The organism is Alistipes onderdonkii (assembly GCF_025145285.1).
Lineage (GTDB): Bacteria > Bacteroidota > Bacteroidia > Bacteroidales > Rikenellaceae > Alistipes > Alistipes onderdonkii.
Window position 1 is genome coordinate 3,479,969 of the sequence record NZ_CP102251.1, and the last position, 26,666, is coordinate 3,506,634.

The 26,666-nt window shown below is 50.6% G+C and carries 23 protein-coding genes and 1 pseudogene; 2 read left to right on the plus strand and 22 right to left on the minus strand.

The window, feature by feature from the left end:
• The first annotated feature begins 223 nt into the window (after positions 1 to 223).
• Positions 224 to 1,270, plus strand: coding sequence for an STAS-like domain-containing protein (locus tag NQ559_RS14405; protein WP_083923903.1), 1,047 nt, complete (start codon positions 224 to 226; stop codon positions 1,268 to 1,270).
• A 259-nt stretch (positions 1,271 to 1,529) separates the two neighbouring features.
• On the opposite strand, the gene NQ559_RS14410 is transcribed toward NQ559_RS14405, so the two are convergent.
• The 3 genes from NQ559_RS14410 to NQ559_RS14420 form a co-directional block, all read right to left on the minus strand.
• Positions 1,530 to 1,895 (minus strand): DMT family protein, encoded by a 366-nt coding sequence (locus NQ559_RS14410; RefSeq protein ID WP_026318664.1) that lies wholly within the window; start codon positions 1,893 to 1,895, stop codon positions 1,530 to 1,532.
• A gap of 308 nt (positions 1,896 to 2,203) precedes the next feature.
• Complete coding sequence (locus NQ559_RS14415; protein ID WP_018697432.1) at positions 2,204 to 2,860, minus strand: HAD family hydrolase; 657 nt, start codon at positions 2,858 to 2,860, stop codon at positions 2,204 to 2,206.
• A 62-nt stretch (positions 2,861 to 2,922) separates the two neighbouring features.
• Entirely contained in the window at positions 2,923 to 5,436 is a 2,514-nt protein-coding gene (locus tag NQ559_RS14420; RefSeq protein WP_026318665.1) for a DUF5686 and carboxypeptidase-like regulatory domain-containing protein, read from the minus strand.
• Between the two features lie 89 nt (positions 5,437 to 5,525).
• Here NQ559_RS14420 and ybaK point away from each other — a divergent pair, with 89 nt between their 5' ends.
• Positions 5,526 to 6,017, plus strand: coding sequence for a Cys-tRNA(Pro) deacylase (ybaK, locus tag NQ559_RS14425; protein ID WP_018697434.1), 492 nt, complete (start codon positions 5,526 to 5,528; stop codon positions 6,015 to 6,017).
• 8 nt (positions 6,018 to 6,025) lie between these two features.
• Here the strand turns inward: ybaK and NQ559_RS14430 are convergent, their stop codons facing one another.
• From NQ559_RS14430 to NQ559_RS14525, 19 genes and pseudogenes are all read right to left on the minus strand, one after another.
• Positions 6,026 to 7,120, minus strand: coding sequence for a glycosyltransferase family 4 protein (locus NQ559_RS14430; protein WP_026318666.1), 1,095 nt, complete (start codon positions 7,118 to 7,120; stop codon positions 6,026 to 6,028).
• 40 nt (positions 7,121 to 7,160) lie between these two features.
• Positions 7,161 to 8,231: a radical SAM protein gene (locus NQ559_RS14435; RefSeq protein WP_018697436.1), complete on the minus strand. Its 1,071-nt coding sequence runs from the start codon at positions 8,229 to 8,231 to the stop codon at positions 7,161 to 7,163.
• Between the two features lie 39 nt (positions 8,232 to 8,270).
• A complete protein-coding gene (locus NQ559_RS14440; protein ID WP_018697437.1) occupies positions 8,271 to 9,446 on the minus strand; it encodes a glycosyltransferase in 1,176 nt (391 codons plus the stop codon).
• Positions 9,424 to 10,362, minus strand: coding sequence for a hypothetical protein (locus NQ559_RS14445; protein ID WP_018697438.1), 939 nt, complete (start codon positions 10,360 to 10,362; stop codon positions 9,424 to 9,426). The genes NQ559_RS14440 and NQ559_RS14445 overlap by 23 nt, the downstream gene beginning before the upstream one ends.
• A 3-nt stretch (positions 10,363 to 10,365) precedes the next feature.
• The gene (locus NQ559_RS14450) at positions 10,366 to 11,544 is read right to left on the minus strand and encodes an MBOAT family O-acyltransferase (RefSeq protein WP_229065198.1); all 1,179 of its coding nucleotides are present in this window, start codon (positions 11,542 to 11,544) and stop codon (positions 10,366 to 10,368) included.
• Positions 11,545 to 11,816: 272 nt separating this feature from the next.
• Positions 11,817 to 12,926: a glycosyltransferase family 4 protein gene (locus tag NQ559_RS14455; protein ID WP_018697440.1), complete on the minus strand. Its 1,110-nt coding sequence runs from the start codon at positions 12,924 to 12,926 to the stop codon at positions 11,817 to 11,819.
• A gap of 4 nt (positions 12,927 to 12,930) precedes the next feature.
• Positions 12,931 to 14,040, minus strand: coding sequence for a glycosyltransferase family 4 protein (locus tag NQ559_RS14460; RefSeq protein WP_018697441.1), 1,110 nt, complete (start codon positions 14,038 to 14,040; stop codon positions 12,931 to 12,933).
• Positions 14,041 to 14,065: 25 nt separating this feature from the next.
• Entirely contained in the window at positions 14,066 to 15,046 is a 981-nt protein-coding gene (locus NQ559_RS14465; protein WP_018697442.1) for a DUF6625 family protein, read from the minus strand.
• Complete coding sequence (locus NQ559_RS14470; RefSeq protein WP_033395448.1) at positions 15,043 to 15,609, minus strand: acyltransferase; 567 nt, start codon at positions 15,607 to 15,609, stop codon at positions 15,043 to 15,045. The genes NQ559_RS14465 and NQ559_RS14470 overlap by 4 nt, the downstream gene beginning before the upstream one ends.
• Positions 15,548 to 16,648, minus strand: a complete 1,101-nt coding sequence (locus NQ559_RS14475) for a hypothetical protein (protein WP_211210448.1) — start codon at positions 16,646 to 16,648, stop codon at positions 15,548 to 15,550. Before NQ559_RS14475 ends, NQ559_RS14470 begins: the two co-directional genes overlap by 62 nt.
• Positions 16,649 to 16,755: 107 nt before the next feature.
• Positions 16,756 to 17,937: a glycosyltransferase gene (locus tag NQ559_RS14480; RefSeq protein ID WP_018697445.1), complete on the minus strand. Its 1,182-nt coding sequence runs from the start codon at positions 17,935 to 17,937 to the stop codon at positions 16,756 to 16,758.
• Positions 17,938 to 17,947: 10 nt separating this feature from the next.
• Positions 17,948 to 19,090, minus strand: a complete 1,143-nt coding sequence (locus NQ559_RS14485; RefSeq protein ID WP_026318667.1) for a polysaccharide pyruvyl transferase family protein — start codon at positions 19,088 to 19,090, stop codon at positions 17,948 to 17,950.
• Positions 19,044 to 20,241: pseudogene (locus tag NQ559_RS14495) on the minus strand (Coenzyme F420 hydrogenase/dehydrogenase, beta subunit C-terminal domain). Before NQ559_RS14495 ends, NQ559_RS14485 begins: the two are co-directional and overlap by 47 nt.
• Complete coding sequence (locus NQ559_RS14500) at positions 20,238 to 21,776, minus strand: MATE family efflux transporter (protein WP_018697449.1); 1,539 nt, start codon at positions 21,774 to 21,776, stop codon at positions 20,238 to 20,240. Before NQ559_RS14500 ends, NQ559_RS14495 begins: the two are co-directional and overlap by 4 nt.
• A 34-nt stretch (positions 21,777 to 21,810) precedes the next feature.
• Entirely contained in the window at positions 21,811 to 22,920 is a 1,110-nt protein-coding gene (gene rfbB, locus NQ559_RS14505) for a dTDP-glucose 4,6-dehydratase (RefSeq protein ID WP_018697450.1), read from the minus strand.
• The gene (rfbD, locus tag NQ559_RS14510) at positions 22,917 to 23,789 is read right to left on the minus strand and encodes a dTDP-4-dehydrorhamnose reductase (protein ID WP_018695455.1); all 873 of its coding nucleotides are present in this window, start codon (positions 23,787 to 23,789) and stop codon (positions 22,917 to 22,919) included. Before rfbD ends, rfbB begins: the two co-directional genes overlap by 4 nt.
• Positions 23,782 to 24,354, minus strand: a complete 573-nt coding sequence (rfbC, locus tag NQ559_RS14515) for a dTDP-4-dehydrorhamnose 3,5-epimerase (RefSeq protein WP_018695456.1) — start codon at positions 24,352 to 24,354, stop codon at positions 23,782 to 23,784. The genes rfbD and rfbC overlap by 8 nt, the downstream gene beginning before the upstream one ends.
• A gap of 4 nt (positions 24,355 to 24,358) precedes the next feature.
• Positions 24,359 to 25,243 carry a glucose-1-phosphate thymidylyltransferase RfbA gene (gene rfbA, locus NQ559_RS14520; protein WP_018696084.1) on the minus strand — a complete coding sequence of 295 codons (885 nt, stop codon included), beginning with the start codon at positions 25,241 to 25,243 and terminating at the stop codon, positions 24,359 to 24,361.
• 12 nt (positions 25,244 to 25,255) lie between these two features.
• The gene (locus NQ559_RS14525) at positions 25,256 to 26,650 is read right to left on the minus strand and encodes an undecaprenyl-phosphate glucose phosphotransferase (RefSeq protein ID WP_018696083.1); all 1,395 of its coding nucleotides are present in this window, start codon (positions 26,648 to 26,650) and stop codon (positions 25,256 to 25,258) included.
• Between the last annotated feature and the right edge of the window lie 16 nt (positions 26,651 to 26,666).

Below are 26,666 nucleotides of genomic sequence, written 5' to 3' on the forward strand. Positions count from 1 at the left end.
TGTGTTATATCTTAAAAAGCATAGCTTATGTTAGTGCGTCGAGATAACGATATTGTCACAATTAAAAGCTTGGAAAATCCGTCAACTGTGGATGAATTTATTTATGTCATACGAGATGGATGCTATAATCGTGGATATAATTCAATTATCTTACAGTTTAAAAACTGTAAAGCACGTTTCCCTAATGTAGTAGCCCCTTATTACTGGGATTATTGATACTTTAATGGAGCAAGGTTATGAATTTAAAGTTAAGGGTTTATATCCAAGAAATATTGCTCAAAATATCTTAAATCCATTAGAAATAACTGAGGCTAACCTATCAAATTATCCCGTTTTTAATTATGTGTGGAAATTTAGTTCAGAGCATTTATATAAATTGCAAAGGAAGATTATTACCGAACTAAGTAAAGAAGAGCACTTTGGAAAAGATGTAATAGAAACTCTCGATTATGTATTAGGAGAAGTGATGGATAATGTTCTTATCCACTCAAACAATGAATTTGGTTATTTCATGGGGCAAGTTCATAGGTCACGACATTATATTGCTTTTACAATATTTGATTCAGGGCAGGGTATATATAATTCGTTTAAGGGATCGTCTCATCGGCCTAATAGTGAATTGGATGCTATTACGTTAGCATTAAGAGAGGGTATTACGAGTGGCGCAGGAAAGGGCAATGGCTTATTTGGATTACATTCTGTCGTGAAATTGGCAAACGGAATAATGAATGTAACATCTGGACAGGCAAGCTATCAATATCTTAATGGTGATGAATTGTGTTTGCAAAATAAACAATATCTTTCATCTGAACATAAATCTACAATAATAGATTTTCAATTAGACTATACTCTTGAACATAATCTTGGAGATGCTCTTGTTTTTAATGGAGTAAAAGTGGATTTGGTAAATCTCAGATTGGAAGAGATGTCTGACGATAATGATGTTTATATTTATAAAATAGATGAAGAATCAGAGGGAACAGGAACCCGACCAGCAGCAAGGAAGGTGTTTAATGATATTATGAACATTTTGGAAACGAAGCCACAAAAGATTGTAATTGATTTTGAGCGAACAAATATAATTTCGTCATCATATGCAGATGAATTGATTGCCCGTCTCTTTGTTACGCTTGGTTTATTTCAATTTATGCATCTGATAGCCTTAAAAAATCTCGATTATTCAAAACAAGTAATTATTCAACGAGCAATATATCAACGAGTCCAAGATATTAGTTTTACGAAAAATATTGGGGATGATTCAGAAAAATAATATTCTATTTCATCGTAGCTTTTGTTACTATTTTGTTACTCAATGCTGTGTGATAATAGTATAATATATTGATAATCAATATTGTATATTTTCCAATATATAATTTGTGGCAGAACTTCGTGAACTCGTATCAGATTTACCGCCATGACCGGCGGGAAGAGCAGGCCTAACCGGGAACTCGGGCCCGGGAGGATACGTATGGATTTTATCGGCAGGCATCGCCTGTCGGGTACTGCCGTACGCCCGGCTGAGGGCGCGGCTATTTTCGGAAGATGAAGTAGACCGCCAGTATCAGGCAGAGGAAACCTGCGAGGTGGTTCCAGCGCAGGGAGTCCGACTTCATGAAAACCAGCGCGAATAGCGTGAAGACCGAGAGCGAGACCACCTCCTGGATGACTTTCAGCTCCCAGATCGAGAACGGCCCGCCGAATTGCGACGACCCGATGCGGTTGGCCGGAACCTGGAAGCAGTATTCGAACAGGGCGATGCCCCAGCTGAGCAGTACGATGGCCAGTATGCCGAAGCGTTCGAGCTTGGATTTGAATGCGATGTGGCCGTACCAGGCGAGCGTCATGAAAGCGTTCGACAGGACGAGCAGGGCGACGGTGGCGATTCCTTTGAACATATGCCGTACGGGATTAAAACCGCGCAAAAGTATCAATTTTTTCCGTATGATATGCACGTCCTGCAAAAAAATGCCATCCGCGACGTTTTTCATCGGGATGGCGATAGGGTATCGGGTGTACGGTGCGTTTGGGTACGGCCTGCGGCAGGTAGCATCCGTATGCCTTGCGATCGGCGATGCTGCCGATTCGTCGCGGCCCGATCGTTGCCGGGCTGGGGTGGCGCGGAACCCGTCGATGACGACTGCCGGGCGCCGGGGCGGAGGAGCCGCGGAAATTGCGGACGGCCTGTCCGGCCTCTGTGCCCGGGTTATTTCAGCAAAGCGGCAAGGTCGGTGATGTCGCGGAAATCGTCGATGACCCTGTCCGCATCGGTCTGCGCCAGCGCTGCGCGGTCGAGCGTCGTGGCCAGCGCCACGATATGTCCGGCCCCGGCCCTGCGTGCTGCTTCGATCCCCGCCGGGGCGTCTTCGAAGACGACGCATTCCGCCGCAGTCAGCCCCAGGGCCGCGGCGGCCGTAAGGTAAATCTCCGGGTCGGGTTTGCAGCGCGAGACCATGTCGCCGCTGATCCTGGCGTCGAAATAAGGCTCGATACGGCATTTTTCCAGCACGAAATCCACATTGGGCTTGTAGCCCGACGAACCTACGGCGCAGCGTATGCCTGTGTCGCGGAGCCTTTGCAAAAGGTCGGTGAGCCCGGGCATCGGCACGATCTCGGGGGCGTAGATCTCCCGGTAGATGGATTCCTTCTCTTCGGCGAGTGCCGCGAGCCCCTTTTCGCGGATCACCTCCGCGGGCATGATGAGCCTCATGATATCGTCGTTGCCCATGCCGTATGCCTGGCCGAGTTTCTCCTTCCAGTCGCGGATGCCGTATCGTTCGCAGAAGATTTCGAACGCCCGGATGTGAACGGGCGTGTTGTCCACGAGTGTCCCGTCCATGTCGAATATTGCACCTTTTATCATAGTTGTCCCCTTTTTTCCAGTCCAAAGGTAGTCAAAATCCCCGGGTTCCCGGCCTCCGTGCATCAGAATTTGAGTTTTATGCCCAGGTTGACGGCGAAATTCTGGATCTCCTGCCCGGGTTTTGGGTTGCGGTGCGTGACGCGCCAGATGAAGTCCACGCGCAGCAGCCGGAAGATGTTTTCGACGCCGAATCCCACTTCGACATAAGGATCGGACACCGATGTCATGCCGGGCGGGAAGAGCAGCGGCGCCTGCGTTGCGGCGAGGCTGCCGTCGTTCTCCTTCGACAGCGTGCCCCACACGCCCTTGCATACCAGCACCTCGCGCCATTTGAGCTTTTTGATGAGCGGGATGCGCCCCAGCAGGATGCCGTTGAAGTGGTGCTCGAAGAACAGCGCCACCCAGGTGTCCGAAGCGAACTCGTAGAAGTTCATGCACGAGAACGCCATCGGGTCGTAGAAATAGGTGCCGTTTCCCTCGTGGAGCTTCAGCAGCGGGTAGGGTACCTTGCCGAAGATCTTGCCGCCCTGCACGGTGATGTCCGAGTAGCCCAGCGGCGGCAGCTCGGGCTTGTAGTGGATGCCGCCCTCGAGGCGGTAGTATTCATAGCTGCCGCTCAGCACCCGGGGTATCCCGGCCGTGAACCCAAGGGTCAGGACGGGGTATTTCGTCCCCATGTACTGCTTGTCGAACGGCATGCGGTAGATGCTTTCGTTCTTCGAGATGCGCATCCCGACGTGTACGGCGGCGTCCGATACCGAGTTCATGACCGTGCCGTCGGGGCGCACCAGCGGGACGTACCGGTTGCCGTAGATCTTCTGGATGCGGGCGCCGAGGAAGTTGCTGATCCCGTGCCGCCATTCGTGCTCGTAGGCGGCCTCGCCGCGGTTGACCATCGAGAGCCGCGAGTCGCCGCGCGAGAGGAGCGAGCTGAGGATGTTGCTCTCCGTGAGGGCGTTCTGCCCCGCGCCCAGCTGCATCACGTCGTGGCGGCCCGAGACGGTCAGCTTGCGCGTCAGCCGGCGGTTGAAAGCCAGCTCGACGCTGCCGCCGCCCTTGAACATCCCGTCGCGCGTGCCGTATGCCGCATACCCCGAGAGGCGTATGCGGCGGCTGACGGCCGTGGTGGTGCGGAATCCCGGCTGCATGCGGAACCCTTCGAGCTTGTTGAAGCTCGCCAGTTTATAGTAGGGGCCGATGCCGATGTATTTGGTGTTCCAGTAACCGACGATGACCGTGTTGATCAGGGTGTAGATATTGCGGTACAGCGGGACGTTCTGCACCGAGTCGACCATCGAATAGATGCCTTTCTCCTTGTCGCTCAGCCGGTAGGGGCGGACGCTCTCCCAGAAGGCTTCGTCCTTGCTGCTCTCCTGCCCCTGGTCGCCGATCACGACGTTGTTGTCCATGCGTATGACCTCGGCGGGGATCGGTTCGCCGATCCGCACGTCGGTGTAGACCACCTCGCGCGTCCCGATGAACGAGGTCAGTTTCGATGAGTCGGCCGTGGTGACCGAGAATTCGGCCGATACGCGGTCGCGGCTTCGGAACCACGTGCTGTCGCGCACGATGCGGTTCTCGTTTTCGAGCCGCAGGTGTTTGATCCAGTTTACGTTGACGCCCTTGGGCATGCGCGCCGAGGCCGATTGCAGGGCATACGACGCCGAGTCGATGTTCACCTCGCCGTCGAGCACCGGGGAGGTGAGCCGTTTGGGGTGGAACCGGATTTTGTAGGTCTTGCGGCCGTCGACCTGCATGCTGTCCACCAGGAAATAGTCGTAATAGAAGAGTCCCCCGTCGGAGAGCGGGCTGGCAAAACGGACGTTGAAAATGTCGATGAAGTTGGCGTAGAAGTTGACGTTGCCGTGCATCTGCCCCGTGAACTGGGCGATGGCGAAGCTGTCCTCCACTCCCGATACGCGGTTGGCGCGGATGATCTCGCGCGACAGGGAGGGGTTGCGCTTGCTGTGGTAAAAGTCGGCCGTGGTCTCGGAGATCATGGCCGGCAGGTAGGCCTGCCCGGTGAGCGCCGACGTGTCGATGTATTCGAAGATGAAGCCGAAGTTGCGTTGCAGCCGCTTATTGCGGAAGCGCGGCTTGACGTTCGTCAGGTCGAGCTCCATCTTGGTGTACGTGGCGCAGTGGTAGCGTTCGTACTCGTCGGGGTTGTTCTGCGGCTTGCGGCGCACGACCCCTTTCAGGATCGGGTGTGCGGGGTTCTCGCCCGGGGTGATGACGACGCTGCCGATGCCGAATTCGACCGCTTCCAGGGCGAAGTCTACCTGGTTGAAGCCGCCCCGCGTGAGCGGCTTGGTCTGCGTGGCGTAGCCGACCATCGAGGCCTGTACGCGTCCCACCGTATCGCGGGTCTCGAGCGTATAGATACCCTCCTCATCGGTCGTGATGCCGGTCGTGGTGCCGGGGAACACGACGCTCACGAACTGCATCGGGGCACCGCTGGCGGCATCCGTCACACGGCCGCGGACACGGGTGCTCTGTGCCGACAGGGTCGTGCACACGGACAAAGCTGCGATCAGCGAGGCGAGCAGCCTGTATGTAATTTTGCCACGGAGCATTTTGCAAAAATAATTAAAAAGAACCTGTTTGGTCAAAATAAATTACTTTTGCATAATTTAAGTCGAAAAATCGAACACCAAAAGCAGAAATGGCACACGGAAAAGTCGAAAAGACCAATGCGGCCCGCTTGCTCGACCGCGCTAAGATAACCTATGAACTCGTCCCTTACCGGGTCGACGAAGAACACCTTGCGGCGACACACGTGGCCGAAGAGCTGGGAGAAGATGTCGGAAGCGTCTTCAAGACCCTCGTGCTGCGGGGCGACCGCACGGGGCATTTCGTATGCGTGGTGCCCGCCGACCACGAGGTCGACCTCAAGGCCGCCGCACGCGTATCGGGCAACAAGAAGGCCGACCTGATTCCGATGAAGGAGCTGCTGCCCGTGACGGGTTACATCCGTGGCGGCTGCTCGCCGATCGGCATGAAAAAACAGTTTCCGACCTACATCCACTCCTCGGCCGCGTCGCTTCCGGCCATCTACATCAGCGCCGGCGTCCGCGGCCTCCAACTGAAAATCGCCCCGGCGGAGCTCATAGCTTTCGTCGGGGCGACCGTGGCGGAAATCAGCCGCCGGGAATAGGGCTGTGGCTATTTCCCCGGTTTCGCGTATTTGGTGTAGACCGAGGCCGTCCGTTCGGCGATCGCATTCCAATCGTATTTTTCCATGGGATACTCTATTTGCCGGTAAGGGGCGTCCATATTTTCCTGGAGTTTGCGTGCCAGAGCCCTTCTGTCGCCCAACGGGAAATAGAATTCCTGCCCGAGCCCGACTTCCAGGTTTGCGGGGATGTCGCTCACGATCACAGGCAGCCTGTAACTCATTGCTTCGAGCAGTGCGATCGGGAGCCCTTCGTGTGAGGAGGGTAGTACGAAACACCGGGCATGCGACAGCAATGCGTGCAATTTCCTGCCCTTGATAAATCCGGGCAGCACGACTCCCTGTTCGCGGGCGTATTTCTTCAGGCTTGCGGAATAGTCGTCCTCGAAATCGCTGTCCCCGGCAATGACCAACTTGCATTCCCTGTGCTCGGTACGTGAAAACGCTTCGATCAGGTGGTGCAGGTTCTTTTCCGGTACGAACCGGCACATTGCGAAGATATACTTTCCTTGTTCGATCCCCAGCTCCCCGAAATATTCCGGATAGTCGGTGACATCCGGCGAGGGGACGCCGTTGTAGATCACATGGCAGTCTTTACGTCCGTATTTCCGGATCAGCATGTCGTCGATCACATGCGAGATCACGATGACTTCGTTGGCGAAGAGCGTGCCTGCGGCCTCGCCCAGGCGGAGTGCCGTTTTGGCCGCCATGCCCCATTTGTCCCGGTCGTAGTCCGGCCCGTGGTGGGTGAATACGACTTTCATTCCCAGCAAACGGGCCAGCGGTGTCAGCAGTGCCGGGCCCACCGCATGGATGTGGACGATGTCGGCTTTCAGGCGTTTGGCCCGCACGATGGCCCTGAACGTGTGGACGATTGCTTCGAGCGATTTTTTCCGCGGCGTTTCGATGTCCGATAGCGTGATGCCCTTGTAGCTGGACAGCGTGTCGCGTACGTAACTTTTCCGCCGTATAACGGTTACCTCGAAGCCTTTTCGAGCAATACGCGGAAACAACTCTTCGCAGTGCGTTTCCACGCCTCCCATGATATTCGGTATGCCGCGGGTTCCGGTGACGACTATTTTCATGGCCGGAAAACGGTCATTCTTTTTGGCATCCACGACTTGGTTAGAATTTTTCCCGCAAATCGCCCTGCATCGGGTCTTGGCCGACATCGCACCACTTCTTGTTCAGACAGGCCGGTTTTCCCCGCAGGCTGCGGAGCTTGTTTTTGATCGCCCATTTCAGCGGGTATTTCATGTATTTGTGCATAATCGGGCTGGCCGTGCCGACCATCCAGCAGTTTTTCGGGCATTTCCGGACCATAGCGCGGACTTCCTGCGCCCGGTCGCTCTCCCAGATATCCATGAAGTCGGGTGTTTCGTGGATGTTGCCCATCGATTTCTGCCAGTATTTCTCTTCGAGACCGTTGCACGGATATACCTCGCCGAAAGGATCGATGAAGAAGTTTGCCGAACCCGCTTCGCACGGCAGCATGCGGCGGCCGCCTTCGATGTAGTTGATCAGCCCCATATTGAACCATGCGCGGAACCAGCTTTTCGGATGGTTCTCCTGTAACTGCCATTCGATCAGCCGTTCGAAGTTTTTGCACACCTCGTCCTTGTTGGTGATTACGTTGTCGTCCTTGTGGAAATAATAGGAGTTGTGGAAAGCTGCCGTGGCGAATTCCATGCCCAAGGACAGCGACAACTGATAGAGCGAAAGCATATCCTTGGAATTATTGTTCGACACGGTGCAGCCGAATCCGATGTCTTTCAGTCCCATTTGTTTCAGCGTGAGCAGTGTCCTCAGCCCCTTGTCGAATCCGCCGGCATGTCCGCGCAGTTCGTCGTTCTTGCAGCTCAGTCCTTCGATCGAGATGCGGATGCCGATGTTGGGGAATCGTTTCGCCAAGGCTACGACTTTGTCTTCGAACCATCCAGAGGTGGAGATGACGATGCGTTCCGTATGTTTATAACACTCTTCCACGATTTCCGCCAGATCCTCGCGGACGAAGGGTTCTCCGCCGGTCAGATTGATGAATTTCAGGCGCGGCAGTGTACGGAGATCCGACGCCTTGATCTCTTCCTCCTTTTTCGTCGGGTTGAACCAGATGTTGCACATTTTGCATTTCATCGGACAGCGATAGGTCAGGATAATGCTGGCGTCGGTGGGGTGCGGGATATTCTTAACAGACATGATTTTGACAGAATGATTTGTATAAACCGAAGGGTTGAATTATAGATTGTATAGCTGTATGAGTTGTTTATAGTATGTTTCCGAGTTGTAGCGTTTTTTCGCTTCGAGGGCAATGGAGGGATAGTCGAATGGAGCGTCATACATTGCCTGAATCTTGGCGGTCATATCGTCCGTATCCCTGCTTCTGAAATGCAAACCGTTGCATCCCTCCTGAATCAATTCGGGAATGCCGCCGATCTGAGCGCCCAGTACCGGCGTGCCCAAGCATTGGGATTCGATGACCGAAAGCGGGTTGTTTTCATAGCATTCCGACGGAATTACGCAAAAGCGGGCCTGACCGACAATTCGTTTTATTTCGTTCCACTGCTTGAATCCTGCGAATTCGACATTTGGCCCCGCGAGTTTCTTCATCTCGGCATCCAGCGGACCCTTGCCGATGATGACCAGTTTGTGGGGCAGCCGGTTGGCGGCGGCGATCAGAGTCTTTATTCCCTTTTCATGCGATATGCGGCCGATATAGCAGTAATAATCTTTTTTTAGATAGTCTGCTTCTTCACATTTTTCAACGTCGATAAAATTGCATAATGTATGCATTTTGCTTTTATCGAAACCGCCCTGTATCATTTTGTCGGCTATGAACTGACTGGGGCAGATAAACGAATCGGTGCATGCCTCAAGCCTTTCCCTGTTCCATTTCCGGGCTTCTTTATACGCCAGTATACTTGCCAGCCACGAGTTTTTCATGCATTTGTTCTCCAATACCTTATGTTTGTCCGTGAAACATGCTTCGCAGATCGTTTCTCCGTTGCGCAGGCAGTCGTACCGGGGACACAGCAGTTTCAGGTCGTGCAGCGTCCATACGACTTTGATACCTCTCCGATGGGCGAGTTCGGCGATCAGAGGGGATAATTGCGTGTGGATATTATTCAGGTGAACGACGTCCGGCTGGAAGTCATCCAGTAATGCGCTGAATTTCCGTTTTACCTCTTTCGAACCGAATGGCCGCCGGAAGGTTTCGAATATGTTCGATCCCGGCGAGAAGCGTATTTCGCTCGGAAAATATTTGCTCCACGGAGTCGGGAGGTTTTCCGGATGCTGCATGGCGAATACCGCAGTATCGTGATTGTGGTCTTTGAGCAGCTGTTCCAGATTCAGCGTGCATACGCAGTCTCCGCCGCGGCGGTAGTAGAATTTATTGGCAAGCAGAACTTTCATAAAAGCGATCGGAGGTAAGACAGCGAGTTTTCAATTTGGATTTTATATCGGTTGCAACTATTTCCGTATAGGCTCTTGCGCCGTTGTCGTTCAGGTGCGATGAATCGACAAAATACGTTTTGTTGTTTGCAAAGCGTTTGTCGCTTAGGTAATTGTAGTAGGGAATGCTGTATTTTGCACATATGCCTTCCACGATGTCAGGCCAGTCGGCATTGCTCCCGTATTCGGGCGATATGAATACAAACAGGGCGGAATGTCTTTTTACTTCACAAATGAATTGCTCAAAATAACGGATTTTGACAGGATCTGTTTCGTTTTTCTTTGCGGTGGATTTTGACGGCTCGTAAGTCATCGTATCGTATAAAGGCATGTAGCCGTTATCGGAAGATACGGCTCGATCCGATAAATTATCCATTAGAATGCTCAAGAATTTCGAATTGAACCGGTAGGAATTCGACATCATTTTCCAACGTTCGGACGGATTTATGTCCCAGAATAATGAATCGACTCCCGGATATTGATAATACGGCCGCAAGGGAGCCAAGTATTTGCAATTGTCGTTTGTAAACAGATCGAATGTAGGCTGGATGTCCAGTATGACGATTTTGGGATAGTACCGGGCCGTAATCGTTTTTAGCTTTCCATACCCGTATATGATGCCGTTGCCGTCCAATCCGCAGTTATAGCAACTCATGTCCAATGAATCGGACAATATCGAAGGGACGTAGTGATGAGCGGCCCGCGACGAGCCGAAAATCAGGATGTTTGCATCGACTTCGTCGGATATGAAATTATCCCGTTTTGTATATCCGCCGGTTGCATGGACTGTCAGATAACCGAAGATTTTGCCCAAACCGAAGTCAAGCAGACCGCATAACGTAAGAAATATGGCCGATTTGATCAGAAAATTCCGCATGCGTTAGAAGTTTACATAAATGAATTGTCCGGAATCCAATACGCCCGTCAGAAGGATTAGAAACATTAGAAACAGATAGGAACTCCACCTGATTGCTATGTTTCTGTTTTCGAAGAAGAGAAACCGGCGTGGGAAGAATTCGTCGCGCATGTCTTTAAAGAACAATATGCAGACGGCGACGAGCATGTAGATCATATTGCTGCTGTTTGATAAAAACAGGGTAGTTCCGAAATCCGTGAATATTTTGCCGATGACCTTGCATGCGTCCGTTATCGAGGGCATCCGGAAAAATATCCATGCGAAGTTGACGATAAGGAATGTGATGATAATACGAAGCCGGCGATTCCCCCCCCCTTCATACTTCTGAAGACGCAATGCCTTTTCGGCTATTTGCGCGACTCCGTGAATAATTCCCCATATGATGAATGTCCAATTCGCGCCGTGCCAGATTCCGGAGACTAGAAAAGTCGCGAAAATATTCCAATAGGTGCGTAATTTGCTGCATCTGCTGCCGCCCAGCGGAATGTATACGTAATCACGGAGCCAGATGGACAGCGAAATGTGCCATCGGTGCCAGAAGTCGGTTATGCTGGTTGCGAAATAGGGGCGGTTGAAGTTATTGATCAGATCGAATCCCAAGACTTTGGCGACTCCGATAGCCATTAACGAATAACCTGCAAAGTCTCCGTATATTTGCAGCGAATAACACAAACTGGCGACGAACAGGGAGAACCCCGTCTGGTAGGTGTAATTGTCATAAATGCTGTCTACGTACAGACCTAATCGGTCTGCTAACACGACTTTTAGAAACAAGCCCCATAACAACAGTTGCAACCCCTGTGTCGCTTTGTCGGCATCGAAAGTTTTGAGACTTTTGATTTGCGGCAGCAGATCCTTCGCCTTGCTGATAGGACCCGAAGCTATTTGCGGAAAAAATGAAATGAACAGTGCATAGTCCCGGAGGTTGCGTTCGCAGTCGATCCGTCTGTAATATACGTCCGCCAGATATCCGTATGCCTGAAATGAAAAGAAGGATATGCCGATGGGAACGGCCCAATGCATTGTATTTATTTCGATGCGCAGGTGGAGGGGCGTCAATATATCGTATACGATATTATTTATAAAATTGTAGTATTTGAAGAAAAGCAGCGGCAGCAAGGTCAAAATTCCTGCGACGGTCATTTTTAGCTTGTTCTTGGGGCTGTTGCGGGATATATAACGAGCGCCGGTATAGGTCGTCAGAGTTACCCACAAGAGGATCAATGCGTATACGGGCACCCAGTTCATATAGACTGCATAACTTATCAGTAATAGAAGCCAGCTGCGCCATTTTATCGGACAGAGATAATATGCGGCGAAGATTATCGGAAATGCAAGTAGAAATACAAATGAATTGAACAGCATACTGAGGCTCTCTAGTTAGGCGTTGCGTCTGATATGTCGGAAATGGTATTTTACTGTTTTTGAATTGATTTTTTATAGATGTCCGTCAATAATTGTGCAGAATGGACGTTTGTCAGGTTGTCCCGGTAGCCGATGCAGTTTTTGACATAAAAGGAATTGTTGTCGATGATTTCCATCAAATCATTTTCGTTCCAGTTATTTTTTACTATACCTAATCGGTGCCGGTTTATAATATGGGAATTCGTAGGAATCGAGTTTGTAATCACCGGAGTCCCGCAGACCAGCGTTTCGGGAATGGAAACCATGTTGTTGTCTTGGAGCGTGTCGATTAGCAGTGCTTTTGCATGAGCGGTGTATTCACGCATCGTGGAGTGTGGGAGGAAACCTGTGAATATTATCTTGTTTTGCAAATTTAGGCCGGCTGTCTGCATTTTGAGTTTTTCCTCCATAGGCCCTTGGCCTATGATATATAGAGCGAAATCTTTGTATCGTTCTGTTTTCAGCAGTTCGGCGAACTTGGTAATGATGGACGCTATGTTTTTTCTCTCGAGCAGCTGGGAAATGACGATGAAAAAATCACTTTTTTCTGCCGACATTTTGAATTTTTCGCTGTTGACTCCATGTTCGACACATTCGGGTGTCGTTTTTTTGTGATATCTTTTTATAAAATCATAAGCAGCTTCGGAACGGGGGACTACAAGCATTTTTCGCATGAATAGCGGCGCTATGAAATTGTACCATATCTTCGACGGCAACTTATGCAGTTTTCTAGGATGTAAGGCCAATTCATGCCATATTATGGTTTTTCGGGGGCATAGACAGGCCGTGAATAAACTTTGGAACGAAAATAATTCGCTTGAAATTATCAGGTCATAGCGCGTGTTTTCCCGTTTGAGGTATTTCCATAGATTTGATGATAATGGCAACATAGCCGGCGGGAAAATTCGTTTAAAGTCCGATTTGAAAAAAAGAATTTCGAAATCATACGCTTCTTTTTCTGCAGGAGCATACTCCTCGGCGGCGGCTAATGTTACATCGTGCCCCAGTTGTTTGAATCCGAGACACATGTTGTAAATCATCGTGTCTTTTATCGATTTGACTTTGGGAATTACATTATTGTCCGCCGTAAAAAGGATCGGATTCAATATCAATACCTTCATAGCATCACATCTGTTTGTCCGCCGGGGCTGAGTACAAATTTATATAGTCCTGTTCCAATATATTCTCCGAATAGAATTCCGCATACAGATTCGCATTTGTGCTGGCGTTGCCGGAATCCAATGCCTGTTGCAGCTTGTCGGCCAGATCTTCGACATCTCCGGTTCTGAAGAACAGCGAGTCCCGGTTGGCGTATTCTTTGAAAAAAGGCACATCCGACATCACGACTTTCTTCCTGAAATAGAACGCAAGGGAAAGCACGCCCGACATGGTGGCCGAACGATACGGATAAACTATGATTGCGGCTTTGGTGAACAGATCTCTGATTTCGGCATCTTCGATGAACCGGTTCAGTCTGATAATGTTTTTATTGTCGGTTACGTACTGCCTGCCTTTTCCTGCTATTACCAGCTTGTGTTTGTCGTGGAAAACTTTTTGATCGTATGCCTCCATCAGCAGATCGACACCTTTGTAGTGATCGACAGTACCGAAAAACAGAATGTAACCGGATGTGTTTTTCAGCTCCTCTATTTGTTTTCTTCCATTTTTTATCGCTTGGGTTACTAACGAGGGGAAATGATTGAATACAACGTGTTTATTCGGGTAGCTTTTTTTTAAAGTTTCGTACTGATGTTGCGATGATGTCGTTAGATTCGGAATGATTTTCAGGTAGGTATGTGTACACCATACGACGTATTTGTGCAAGAGCCTGCCTAGAAAAGTCATTGTATCCGATTCGTGCTGATTCAGGTCATGAACCGTATAGTACAACCGCTCTTTAGGGCGTTGGCATAGAATATAAAAAAACAGACTGAAGTCTCCTGTTAGTAGATGAATTGCATCTATTTTGTGTGTTTTCGCAGTTCTTTTTATCGTGTGTATGATTCTTGCCGGATATATTTTGTATATTAACTTGAGAAGTTTGGAGCGGGGATATTCTATATATTCGATATGCTCGACTCCCTTCAGGTAGTTGCGGTAAGATCGTTTTCCGGAATTGACAACCACTGCGTATATCTCGAATTCATTGCTTTTCGATAATGCATTTATGACAGAGGATGTGTATGGAATCATCCCCGGTGCAGACTCTGTGGCGATAAATAGGATTCGCTTCATTTGATGGATGTGCGCTTCCGTGCTGTTATTCGTTGCTGTGACGTTTATAATTCAAAAAGGTGCGGAAATTGTTCCGGATTCGCTGCCATGTTATTTTGTGTCGATTTGCCCATATGCTGTTTGCTAAGAAGGCGATGCTGTTGCGGGTGCCGTATTTTTTCAAACTTTCCGCACTTACTCCGATCGGCTTGTCTGTCATGACATCGGGATACATGTAATATGTCGTGTTTGCGGACAAACGGTCGGCGACGTATTTCATGGGACGGCAGAAAAAATGGATATACAGAAATTCATCGCGGTGAATTCCGTCTTTTTGCAGATAGTTTCTATATAACCTGCCGTTTTCCCATGTGAATATTTGATATTTGTTTTTATCCTTTTCCGAAGCGGGGAAATGGCCTAGAACGAATCCCGGTTCATATTTTTCCAGATCTGCGAAGACTACTTCGTCGAAATACGGAATGTTCAGATACCGGTAAATCGCATCCATCCCGTTTTCATCGAAGCTATAGCTGCTTCTGCCGCTGAATACGTCTTTGTAATTGATTTCTCCGGGGACGATCCGCTTGTAACGGGCGTTTACTTCCGGCGTGTTCTTATACAGTGTGGAATGCCCCAAAAAGCCGAGCCGCTCATATTTATTCAGGTTGTTTTCCGAATAAAATGTCCGTATATTTCCCCACATCAGATCAATGTCGCAATGTCCCCAGAAATCATATCCGGAAAGTTCTTCTGCGAAGATTTCTCCATATGCCGGCTTGAAAAGCGATAATCGCCACGGCCTGTCAATCACGGTTTCAAAATCGAACCAAGCCTTTATCCGTTGTTTGACCTCTTCGTAGTTACAGTATTTGACGTGTACGTTCGTTGGAAATTCATAAGGCGTTCTGTCGTCGGTCAGTATTTTCCAATCTATAGTCGGATTTTGTGCACAGCCTAATAGATAAAGTGCAAAATTTTTCGGTAATTTCCCGAAATAGGGGATTATATAGCAAATTGTTTTCATTGTTTGTCGATATCGAACTGAACGGGTTTTATTTTCAAAAGAGCAGCAACGGAATAATCCGTAGTTTTGCCTCTGAAATTGCTGCTGAACGATTCCGCTTTTTTCATGGATTCTTCGAATGTGCCTATGATCTTAGCCGGGACGCCTCCCACTACACTGCCGGCGGGTACGTCCTTTGTAACGACGGAGCCGGCCGCGACGATCGAATTTTCACCGATGGTCACACCGTACATGATGGTACTTCCCCCCCCCACGAAAACATTACTATGGATTTCTATTTTGCCGTATTGACAATAAAAGCGATTGGAGCCGGTGGCTCTGTTGAATACGCTGCATGTCATGCTGTGGGTGATTAGTCTGCAGCCGGCGGCGATGCGTACGTTATCGTGCAGGCAGACAAGAAACGGTTCCGCCGGAAGAATATTCGTTTTGAAGCTGCAGTTTTCTCCGATATGATGGAATATGCGGTGCTTTTTCAGCCATTGTGCTTTTTTCTCTCCGTCAGCTATTAACAACACGGCGAGTTTGACCCAATACCTTTTGAGTGTGTCCGATGTTATCATGTTTAGAGTGTCTATGGTATAGTTCGTACAGATAAAATAACAACCCGTGGAAAAAGAAGGAACCGACTCTGTAGAATTCTATGGTAGTGAAACTTGACAGCAGCAGAAAAATATAGAAGAATTTCAAAAAGAGAATTTTGTCGTCGCATTTTCTTCTGATGATTCGAAAGACGGGGAAGAGAAGGGCCAATACGGCTGGAATTCCGATCATCCAGCTCAGTCCGACGATACCCCAGTCCTGCCAGCCGTTATAAGGACCTAATGTAAGATCGACAGTATAGAACGGCTGACCGTATTTCGTTCTGGGATTGGGGATTCCGCTTCCCAATATATATTCGACGGGGGATTTGAAATGCTCTTTTGTAAAATAGTTGAATTGGATGACCCGTATATAATCTTCGTTGGCAAATGTGTCACCAGCTTCCTGCCGTTTCATCATGTTGTTTATGGAGTTCTGAACGACCGAAGTTTGGTAGAGAACACCTATGACAATAAGGAACAGAAGCATATATTTTATACTCGCGATTTTCTTTACCGAGTAGGTAAACAGGCCCAATGCCAATAATATGGCAGCTATCTGGGTCCTGAATCCTGCTATAAAAAGGACGAAGAACGCAGGCAGTATGTATAGCAGGTATTTGGTCTTGCCTGAAAATAAATATTTCCCGTAAAAATAGAATAGACAGATATAGGCGATCAGTTGTCCGTACATGGTAAATCGTCCGATATCCATATAGTCCGTTGCCAGATTGAATATTTCATCGGGAGATATCAGTTGGATTGTAAAACAACATAAGAAAATAACGTAGGCGATCACCATTGCCTTTTCTATGTCTTTTATAGAGTATTTGCCGGATAGGAAAACAAAATAAGACAGAATTGTGAAAAATTGCAGGCAGGCAATCGAGCTGAATGTTTTGAATAGGCTTTGCTGCTCGTAATATAAGCTTGAGAATCCGCTGATTATGAAAAAGATGAAGTATGCGATCAGGTGTTTCTTAAACATTCCGGATTGTCTTTCCAGAATGGTTTTCATCATATAGAACAGCGCCAGAATCACCGGAAGCAAAACAAACTGAGGAGTGAGTAATCCCCAGCAGCATGAAAAAAGCAATATCCAGATTATAAGTTTGTTGACATTCGAAATCATCGGCGGTTTGCACTTAGGTCGTTGAACAGTTCTTCCCAATTGTTGACAATCTCTTCTACGCAGAACCTGCGGCAGGAGTGCAGGCCGTTCATTGCCAGTTTTTCCCGAAGGGAGGTGTCTGTCATCAGCTCTTTTATTTTGTTTACATAACCCGTAAGGTCTTCATTGGAAACGATGATGCCGTTGTATCCGGTTTCGACGATGTCGTGCAGCGACAGGTAGGAATCCATTACAACCGGAACAACACCGCATTGTTGTGCTTCGACCAATGTCATAGGAAACCCTTCGAAGGCGGAGGTCATCATGAAAATGGCGGCCTGCTTGTAATAGGGCTGCGGATTTCGGAAGCCTTCGAACGAAATTCTCTTTAATCCTAATGTCTGCGCCAGTTGTTTATACATGGCCAAATCCGGTCCTTCACCGACAATTCGGAAATTCCACTCGTCCAAGCGGGGATCGTTTTCGATGGCGCTCCATATTTTGATCGCCCGCGTTATGCGTTTCTGGATTTCCACCATCCGGCCTACGAGAAGAACGGTCTTCTCTTTCGACTGCAAATCTTCCGGCCGTATTTCGTTCGGGTAAACCAGCGGATTGGGGATGGCACCCAATTGTCGATTCGTATTTTTATGGTTGGCAAATTGCTCGTACTGATGTTGAAAGGCCGGAGACAGGAAAATATATTTATCCGTATGCGGAAGGAATCTTGTCACCTGCCTGCAACTATGTCTCTTTTTCCAGAATTTATACAGCGAAGTGCATCTTTTTTTCAGAAATCCGTTTATCCCCGTTCCCTCGATCATTGGGGTATAAAGCGCCTGATGGAGACATGTGACGATCTTTGTCTTATACCGTCCCCTTATTCCACGGATATATTCGACCGGCCACCATTGATTGATAAGATAATGGATGTCGTTTTCCTGAATATATTCTTTCAGATAGCTGGTTACTTTGTCGGCATCGGGAAAGCGAGTCGTAAACTCGTCGCAGCGGATATCGGGTATTTGAACGGCCTTTACGGCGGGATCGATGAAAGGCAAGTCGGGGCGTGTGTTATTTTTGAAATAGAGAACAGATACATTCCACCCTCGTTTTATCATTTCGTTGGCAAGGCAGATCGTTACGGTTTCTCCGCCGCCGTATACGGGCCACAAACGTAGCAGGAAGGTTATATTCATCAGTCGGATTTTATTGTTCGTCTTTTGCGGTAAGCGCATTTTCGAGGAAACGCATGGATTTCGAACGCATTTCTTCCAGTTTCGCATTTATAGGCTTCCAGTCTATGGATTGTCTTATGCGGCAACTCTCCAACTCGTTTGAATCGGATAGGGTTCTGTTCTCTATTTTGAACAGCTTCAACAGCGAATCGAATCGTGCGACGCCTCTGTTTCTGTTGACATATAATACGAACGGTTTGTTGAACAGAATGGAGAAAACGCAGCCGTGAAAGGAGTCCGTGAAAATAAAATCGGCATAATACATCGCCTTCAGCCAGTCCGCTACGGATGGCGCTATTCTTTTTTCGAGAGGGGCCAGTCTGTCTTCGGTTTCCGTCGCTGCAAAGTTGTAGTCCATGGCTAAGACCTTCGAAACTTTTTCCAGTGCCGCCAGTTTGTCCTCGGAACGGTCTAATATGAAAGCCGTTATTTTGTTTGTGTACTTTTCGGCCCCTTCTTCGCCGATGAGTTTTCGATAGTCCGCAGGTGACAGAAGTATTGTCGGATCTAAAACATGTTCAGCGGTATGGTTGAGATGCCTTTTGCATAATTCCACACCGGAATCTTCCCGTACGCTGACTGCGGTGAACTCCTTTAGCTTCCGGGTGCAGAATCGGGTCTCTTTCTTCGAATATGTCCATTCGTCGATACCGAATGACGCCGCGTAAGCAATTAGTTTCGCTGTACGGCCGTCGATCGGGGAGAAGTAATAATCTTTGATCTCCTCCATACACCCTTTGCGCCATACCTGATCGGAACCTACGATGTAGGCGTCGCATTTTAAATCGCGGATGTCCTCGTATGCTCTGCTGTTATAATAGACCGGTGAAAAGGGTTGCAGCCATTTGTCGATGAATGGTTGCGTGTGCTGGGTAATTACGGGGTATTCGTCGTAGACTTTCTTATCGTAGAAAACACAGGCCGGTTTCCTGAATATGTATTTCTTGACGCTTCGTTTCAAGATGTTCCAGCCGTCGAACCGCTTTTTTTTAACGAGACGGCGAATGAGTATGACTTCGTGCCCTTGCCGCGTCAGTACCGTTTTCAGCGCATATGCCTGCAATATGCTACCGTATCCCGTTTCCAAGGGTAATGTCAGCAAGCCGATTCGCATATCTTTTGATTTTGTTTATTAGCCTCAGTTTTTTGCTCTGCCGGTGCAGCGAAGACTTTGCAACCGCCTTATAAAAAGTATCTCTTCTCGGATCCTTGATAAGACTGGCGGTGATCATCGGATTTTGTTTGATGACTTTTTCATAGGATTGCTCCGAACGTAATGTGCCGGTAATATATTTGTTGCCTTGATCAGTATTAATCAGCAACAGACTTATACCGTTGTTGTCATCCGGAAAGTCTTTGGTGCCGCGAAATCCCCAAAAATCGCCGAGGGTGATGTCACTGCCGCTTTTCAGTTCTTTTGCCGGACAGGCGTAGCATGAATATCTTTCCATCACATGCGACAGGAAGCAGTAAAAGAATGGATCCTTATAGTGTATTCTGGATATGTCTGCCGTCTCCGGAAGACCGAACCCGGTCTCTCTGCGGAGTGTGAACCGCAAACTGTAGCTTTGCCATCCGGTCGTCTTGTCCCTGAAATTGATACCCGTAATTTGGGATGTGGTCCGCAACTCGGAATTTGTATGTCGGCCCCCCCCCCGTCGCTATTATTTCATGTAAATATTGTCGCCAGATTTCGGGGCTGGGAACACCGTGGCAAACTAAATCTACGGTCAATAGATTTTCATATTCTTTTGCCAAAAAAAGCTTTAAACCTCTTATTTGACAGGGAGTGCCCGAAAAGAGCACTAAACGTCCGGCTTCCAAAAAATCTTTTGCCTGCTGGTAAGTACTGCCTATTCGGCTTTGTACATATTTACTGCCTCGCATGGCTGCGAGTCCCTCGAGTGTTTCGGTGTAGTCGTGTTTAACAGCCCAATTCTCGTCGAAACGAGCTCCGAAAACCACACCGTTATTCTGAATAATCTGTTCTGCAATATGGGTAAAAACACCTCCTGAAGAACTGTATAGCTGAATTTGAGGATTTTTATTTTTTGCGGCATATACATAGAGCGGCTTTCTCTTTTCGCCCTGATTGAGTACCGGACAGACTTTTTCGCACAAGCCGCAATCTATACATTTTGACATGTCTGTTTGCGGATAAAGAAACCCTTCCTCATCTTCGCGCATCACAATACAGGACTTGGGACACCGCTGTTCGCATGCTGCACAGCCGCAGCACATTTCCTTTGAAGTAATGGAAATCATTTTCTGAATTTTGATACGATAGATGAGATTCTCGAGGATATATATATTTTCTCTCCGGATGTAAGTCCGAACCAGTAAACGGACATACTTGTCGATATGGCGCAAATCAGGCAGATCGTCAGAAGGTTCCATATTCCTTCTCCCGGCAGCCAGTATGCAACGGCCAGAGGCGCTGCAAGCGCAATTATCGTAACTTTGGATATACGCCAGATCACTTTGGTGAAATATTCCCGCAACGACAACCGAATCATTCGCCGCAGCATCCACAGCCGGGCGAATTGCGCTGTGATCTCCATGCCTAGATGCACGATAAGGACACTGTATGCGGGAAGTCCCAACCGTAAACAAAGATAAGAGATCGGCAGGATCAGTAATAATAAACCTCCGACGACACTTTGGTAGAGTTTGATCTTACCTGTGGCCGAAGCTGCTGTAATCAACGGATTGGAGATCGCATACACCCATGTTGTGCATAGCATGATTCTTAGGAATACGACTGTGTGGTCAGGGACGATTTTCAGCCAGAGCGTCAATATCGCCTTGGTTTCAATGAGGATCGGCAATGACAGGAACAGCAGGAGAAAAAATGAAAATTTGGCACTCCGGAAAATCAGGCTGTGCATATATTCCCGGTCTCCGGTTGCATATGATTTGGTTATTTGTGGGTTGAGGGCTGTTTGGAAGTTGTTGCTGAATTGACCGATGGCGGTTTGGGCCTGCACGGCGATACCTCTGGCCGCATTGACAACCGGACCGAAAAACATATTTAACAGAAGATTGAGTCCTTGTGTAAATGTGATAGCTGCGAGGTTGCCGAAAAGATTCCAACCGGCAAATCCTGTCATTTCGCAGAACAGCGTTTTATCCCATATCCAACGATATTTTGTCTCTTTGAAATGCCTGTTGCAATACCAACTGTAACATAGACGGATAATGAACTGGACAATAACGATTAATACGGCATACAATATCAGCTTATCGACATGAAAATATTGAAGAAAATAAACGACCAGTAATTTCAAAGAGACCTCTATGATTGAAATATAGGCGAATGCACTCATTTTTTCATGGGCGATGATAGCCGCATTATAGGGTACACTCATAATCATAATAACCGATGCCGCTACCGAGCACTGGAATACCCAGAATGCGGCATTCATGCGGTCGGCCGGTATTTGCATTTTATTCCATAAAAACCAAAGTCCGATCGTTTCTGCTAATAATACAATGAAAAAAGATATAATGGCATGTATTGAAAGACTGGTGGCGAAAACTTTTGCTAATTGATTTCTGTTGTCTTGGCCTAATTCGAATGTCAGGTATCGTTGTGTCGCCGATGCCATGGAGCCGTTAATAAATCCGAACATAGCAACTATTCCGCCCACGACATTGTAGATGCCGAAATCTTCGACTCCCAGAATATTCAATACCACTCGGCTAGTGTAGAGACTTACCGCCATGGTGAAAAGCATCCGGAAGTAGAGCAGAAGCGTATTCTTGGCTATTCGTTTATTATTTGGGGAGATTTCCTGCATTTCGGGCCGAACGTTACATCCGTAAAAGCCACTTTTACCTGTCCTTATACATGCTCTGATAGTATTGCTGGTATTCGCCTGAGGTTATGTCGTCCATCCACGATTGGTTTTGGAGGTACCAGCGGACAGTTTTTTCGATTCCTTCCTCGAACTGCAGGCTGGGCTGCCAGCCCAGTTCGCGCTTGAGTTTGCGCGAGTCGATGGCGTACCTCAGATCGTGGCCTGCGCGGTCGGTGACATACGTGATGAGCTTCTCCGACGACCCCTCGGGGTTGCCCAGCAGCCTGTCCACCGTCCGTACGATCACCCGTATCAGGTCGATGTTCTTCCATTCGTTGAAGCCCCCGATGTTGTACGTGTCGGCGACCTTGCCCCTGTGGAAGATCACGTCGATGGCCCGTGCATGATCCTCGACGTACAGCCAGTCGCGCACGTTCTGCCCGCGGCCGTACACGGGCAGCGGCTTTTGGTGGCGGATGTTGTTGATGAACAGCGGGATGAGCTTCTCCGGAAACTGGTAGGGCCCGTAGTTGTTCGAGCAGTTAGTCACCAGCGTCGGCATCCCGTACGTGTCGTGGTAGGCCCGCACGAAGTGGTCGGACGAGGCTTTCGAGGCCGAGTAGGGGCTGTGCGGGGCGTACTTCGTCTCTTCGGTGAAGAACTCCTCGCCGAAGGGCCCGCCGCCGCTCTCCCCGCCCGCAGCATCTCCCTCGGGACGGGTCAGCTCCAGCGCCCCGTACACCTCGTCGGTGGAGATGTGGTAGAACAGCTTGCCTGCCCAATCACCGTTCCAGTATTCCCGTGCCGCCTCGAGCAGCGAGAGCGTGCCCAGGACGTTCGTACGCGCGAAGGTGAACGGATCCCTGATCGAGCGGTCGACATGGCTTTCGGCCGCGAGGTGGATGACCCCGTCGATGTCATACTGACCAAACAGCGCCCGCAGCATATCCAGGTCGCAGATGTCCCCCTTCTCGAACACGTAGTTCGGGGAATCCTCGATGTCCCGCAGGTTGGCGAGGTTCCCCGCATAGGTCAGTTTGTCCAGGTTCACGATCCGGTAATCCGGGTATTTCGTCACGAACAGGCGTACTACGTGCGAGCCGATAAAGCCCGCTCCGCCCGTAATCAGGATAGTGCGTTTCATGGGTTATTTTCTGTGAGTCGTTTCATGCAGTAGATCAAAGCCTCCCTCCAGTGGGGGATGTCCATTTGGAAGGTCTCTTTGAATTTGGTCTTGTCCAGCACCGAGTAGGCCGGGCGCTGGGCCTTCGTGGGGTATTCCGACGTGTGGCAGGGGATGATGCGGCACGTGCCGTGACCCGCGGCCGCGGCGATCTCCACCGCGAAGTCGTACCACGAGCACACGCCCTCGTCGGTGAAGTGGTACACCCCCTCGTTGCCCGCGTAGCGCCCCGTCTCGATCAGGGAGAAGATCGCAAGCGCCAAGTCTCCGGCGTAGGTCGGAGTGCCCACCTGGTCGAAGACCACGCGCAGCGTCTCGCGCTCCGAGGTCAGACGCAGCATCGTCTTCAGAAAGTTGTTCCCGTACTCCGAATAGAGCCACGCCGTGCGCAGGATCAGGTAACGGCATCCCGAGGCCTTCACGGCCTCTTCGCCCGCCAGCTTCGTACGCCCGTAGGCCCCCAGCGGCGAGGTCGCCATATCCTCCCTGTAGGGCGTATGGGCCGTGCCGTCGAAGACGTAGTCCGTCGAGACGTGGATCAGCGTCGCACCCGTTTCTTTGGCCGCAGCTGCGAGGTATGCCGCGGCCTTGTGGTTGAGCAGGTCGGCCCTTGCCTCGTCCTCCTCGGCACGCTCCACGTTCGTGTAGGCCGCGCAGTTGACGATCACGTCGATACGCTGTTCCTTGACCGTTTGAAGCACCGCCCCGGCGTCGGTGATGTCCAGCTCCGCGACGTCGGTGGCCAGGTAGTTGTTGGGCGATACGCTCCCAAGCTGCCGCAAGGAGCTCCCCAGCTGCCCCCGGGCGCCCGTAATCAGGATATTAAGCATAGTAGTCCGTATTGTAGTCGAACAGTTCCGCGGCCTCCGCCAGCCGCGGGTGGCCGCTGTCCTTGGGCGAGAGGACGACATCCCCCGGCGCCAGGCGCCAGTCGATGCCCAGCGACGGGTCGTTCCATGCAATGGCGCCCTCCGATTCGGGGGCATAGAGGTTGTCGCACTTGTATTGGAATACAGCCTCGTCGCTCAGCACCGAGAAGCCGTGCGCAAAGCCCCGCGGCACGAAGAACTGCCGTTTGTTATCCCCCGAGAGCTCCACAGAGACGTGTCGCCCGAACGTGGGCGAGCCCCGGCGGATGTCCACCGCGACGTCCAGCACGCAGCCCCGGACAACGCGCACCAGCTTCGACTGTGCATGCGCTCCCCGCTGGAAGTGAAGACCGCGAAGAACGCCGTACTTCGACATCGACTCGTTGTCCTGCACGAACCGCACGGGGCGTACGAGCCTGTCGAAGGACTGCTCAGAATAGCTCTCGAAAAAATAGCCCCGCTCGTCTCCGAAGACATCGGGTTCGAGGAGAACAACACCTTCTATTTCGGTAGGGATGACTTTCATGGTATCAGTGTCGGGTTTCGTCGAGGAGTTTCAAAAGGTACTGCCCGTACTGGTTCCTGAGCATCGGCTGCGCAAGCTCACGGAGCTTCGCGGCCGTGATCCAGCCGTTATGGTAGGCGATGCCCTCCAGGCAGGCGATCTTGAGGCCCTGACGTTTCTCGATGACCTCCACGAAGATCGAGGCCTCGGCCAGCGAGTCGTGCGTGCCCGTGTCCAGCCACGCGAAGCCGCGCTGAAGCGTCTGCACCTTCAGCTCGCCGCGTTGCAGGAACGACTGGTTGACGCTCGTGATCTCAAGCTCCCCGCGCGCCGAGGGCCGGATACCCTTGGCCACATCCACGACCTTGTTCGGGTAGAAGTACAGGCCCACCACTGCGTAGTTCGATTTCGGGTGCGCCGGTTTCTCCTCGATCGACAGGCAGTTGCCCGCCGCATCGAACTCCGCCACGCCGTAGCGCTGGGGATCCTCGACACGGTAGCCGAAGACCGTAGCCTTGCCATCCTCCTCGGCCGTGCGGACTGCCTCGCGAAGAAGGCCCGTGAAACCCGAGCCGTGGAAGATATTGTCCCCCAGAACCAGACACACGGAGTCATTGCCGATGAAATCCGCGCCGATAAGGAATGCCTGCGCAAGACCGTCCGGGGACGGCTGCTCGGCATAGCTGATGCGAACCCCGTAGTCGGAGCCGTCGCCCAGCAGACGACGGAAACCGCCCAAATCCTCTGGCGTAGAGATCAGGAGGATGTCGCGGATACCAGCCAGAAACAACGCCGATAAAGGGTAGTAGACCATCGGCTTGTCGTAAACAGGCAACAACTGCTTGCTGACGCCCTTCGTGATCGGGTACAAACGCGTTCCGCTGCCACCCGCCAAGATGATGCCTTTCATAGGTTTCTGAAATTAATATGCGTTCTCATCCTGCCGCAGGGCATTCCATACCGTCATGAAGATGATGCGGATGTCGAGCAGCAGCGACCAGTTTTCCAGGTACCAGATGTCGCGGCGTACGCGGCCTTCCATCTGGCTCAGGGAGTGGGTCTCGCCGCGGTATCCCGTCACCTGGGCCCATCCCGTGATGCCGGGTTTGATCAGGTGGCGAACCATATATTTGTTGATGAGTTTCGAGTATTGCTCGGTGTGCTGGAGCATGTGCGGCCGCGGCCCCACGATGGACATGTCGCCCCTGAGCACGTTGATGAACTGGGGCAGCTCGTCGATGCTCGACCGGCGCAGGAAATCCCCGAACCGGGTCTTGCGCGGGTCGTCCCGGGTCGCCTGCACCCTGTCGGCGTCGGCGTTGACGCGCATCGAACGGAATTTGATGCACCTGAACGTCTGGCCGTTCTCCCCGCTGCGCTCCTGCAGGAAGAGCACCGGGCCGCGCGAGGTCAGTTTGGTGCCTATGGCCACGAAAATATAGATGAAGGGGAACAGCGTGCAGAGGAACAGGCTTGAGACGCTGACGTCGAATGCCCGTTTGATAAACCGGTTCGACGCCTGCCGCAACGGCTCCTCGCGGATGTAGAGGATCGGTACGTTGCCCAGCAGTTCGAGGTTCATCGTGCGCTTCATGTAGTTGCGCAGGTTGGGCACGTAGAAGAAGCGGACGAAATTGTTTTCGCAGAAATCCATGATCGGGAATATCTCTTCCGCGTAACGATCCGTCGAGAGGCAGCAGTACACTTCGTTTACCGGGTGTGCCTCCAGCCACGGCAGCGCCTCGTCCACGCTTCCCAGGCAGGGGGTGTTGTCCGGCAGGGTGTGGTCGTCGTGGTTGCTGAAATAACCGAGTACGCGGTAGCCCGTGCTGGTGTTGTCGACCATTTCGTGGTATACCTCCTGTGCATTGTCCTTGCTCCCGACGATGATCACGCGGCGGGCGTTGCGCCCGTGTCCGCGCGTGACCTTGACCACGATGCGGCAGGTGTAGCGCCACAGCATCAGCAGTACGGTGAGCACGATGTAGAACGTCCCCATCAGGTGCACCGGCAGCAGCCCGTAGCTCCATACGGTCTGGATGAGCACGAAGAACCCCAGGTGGCAGAGTACGACGTAGAATACGCGGCGGATGATCTCTTCGTAGGGGACGATCCGTGAGGAGAGGATCACGCCGAACCACGAGAGGCCCGGGATGAAGCAGATGTTGAGACAGGCGAATATCTCCAGCGAGCGGGTGATACAGGCCGGTTGCGGATACAGCGTGAGCGCCAGTATCCAGGACAGGTTCAGTAAGAATAGGTCTCCGATGATGACGGGAAGCTTTATGAGCAAAGACTCCCGCATGACTTGTTTCATAACCGAAAATTTAGAG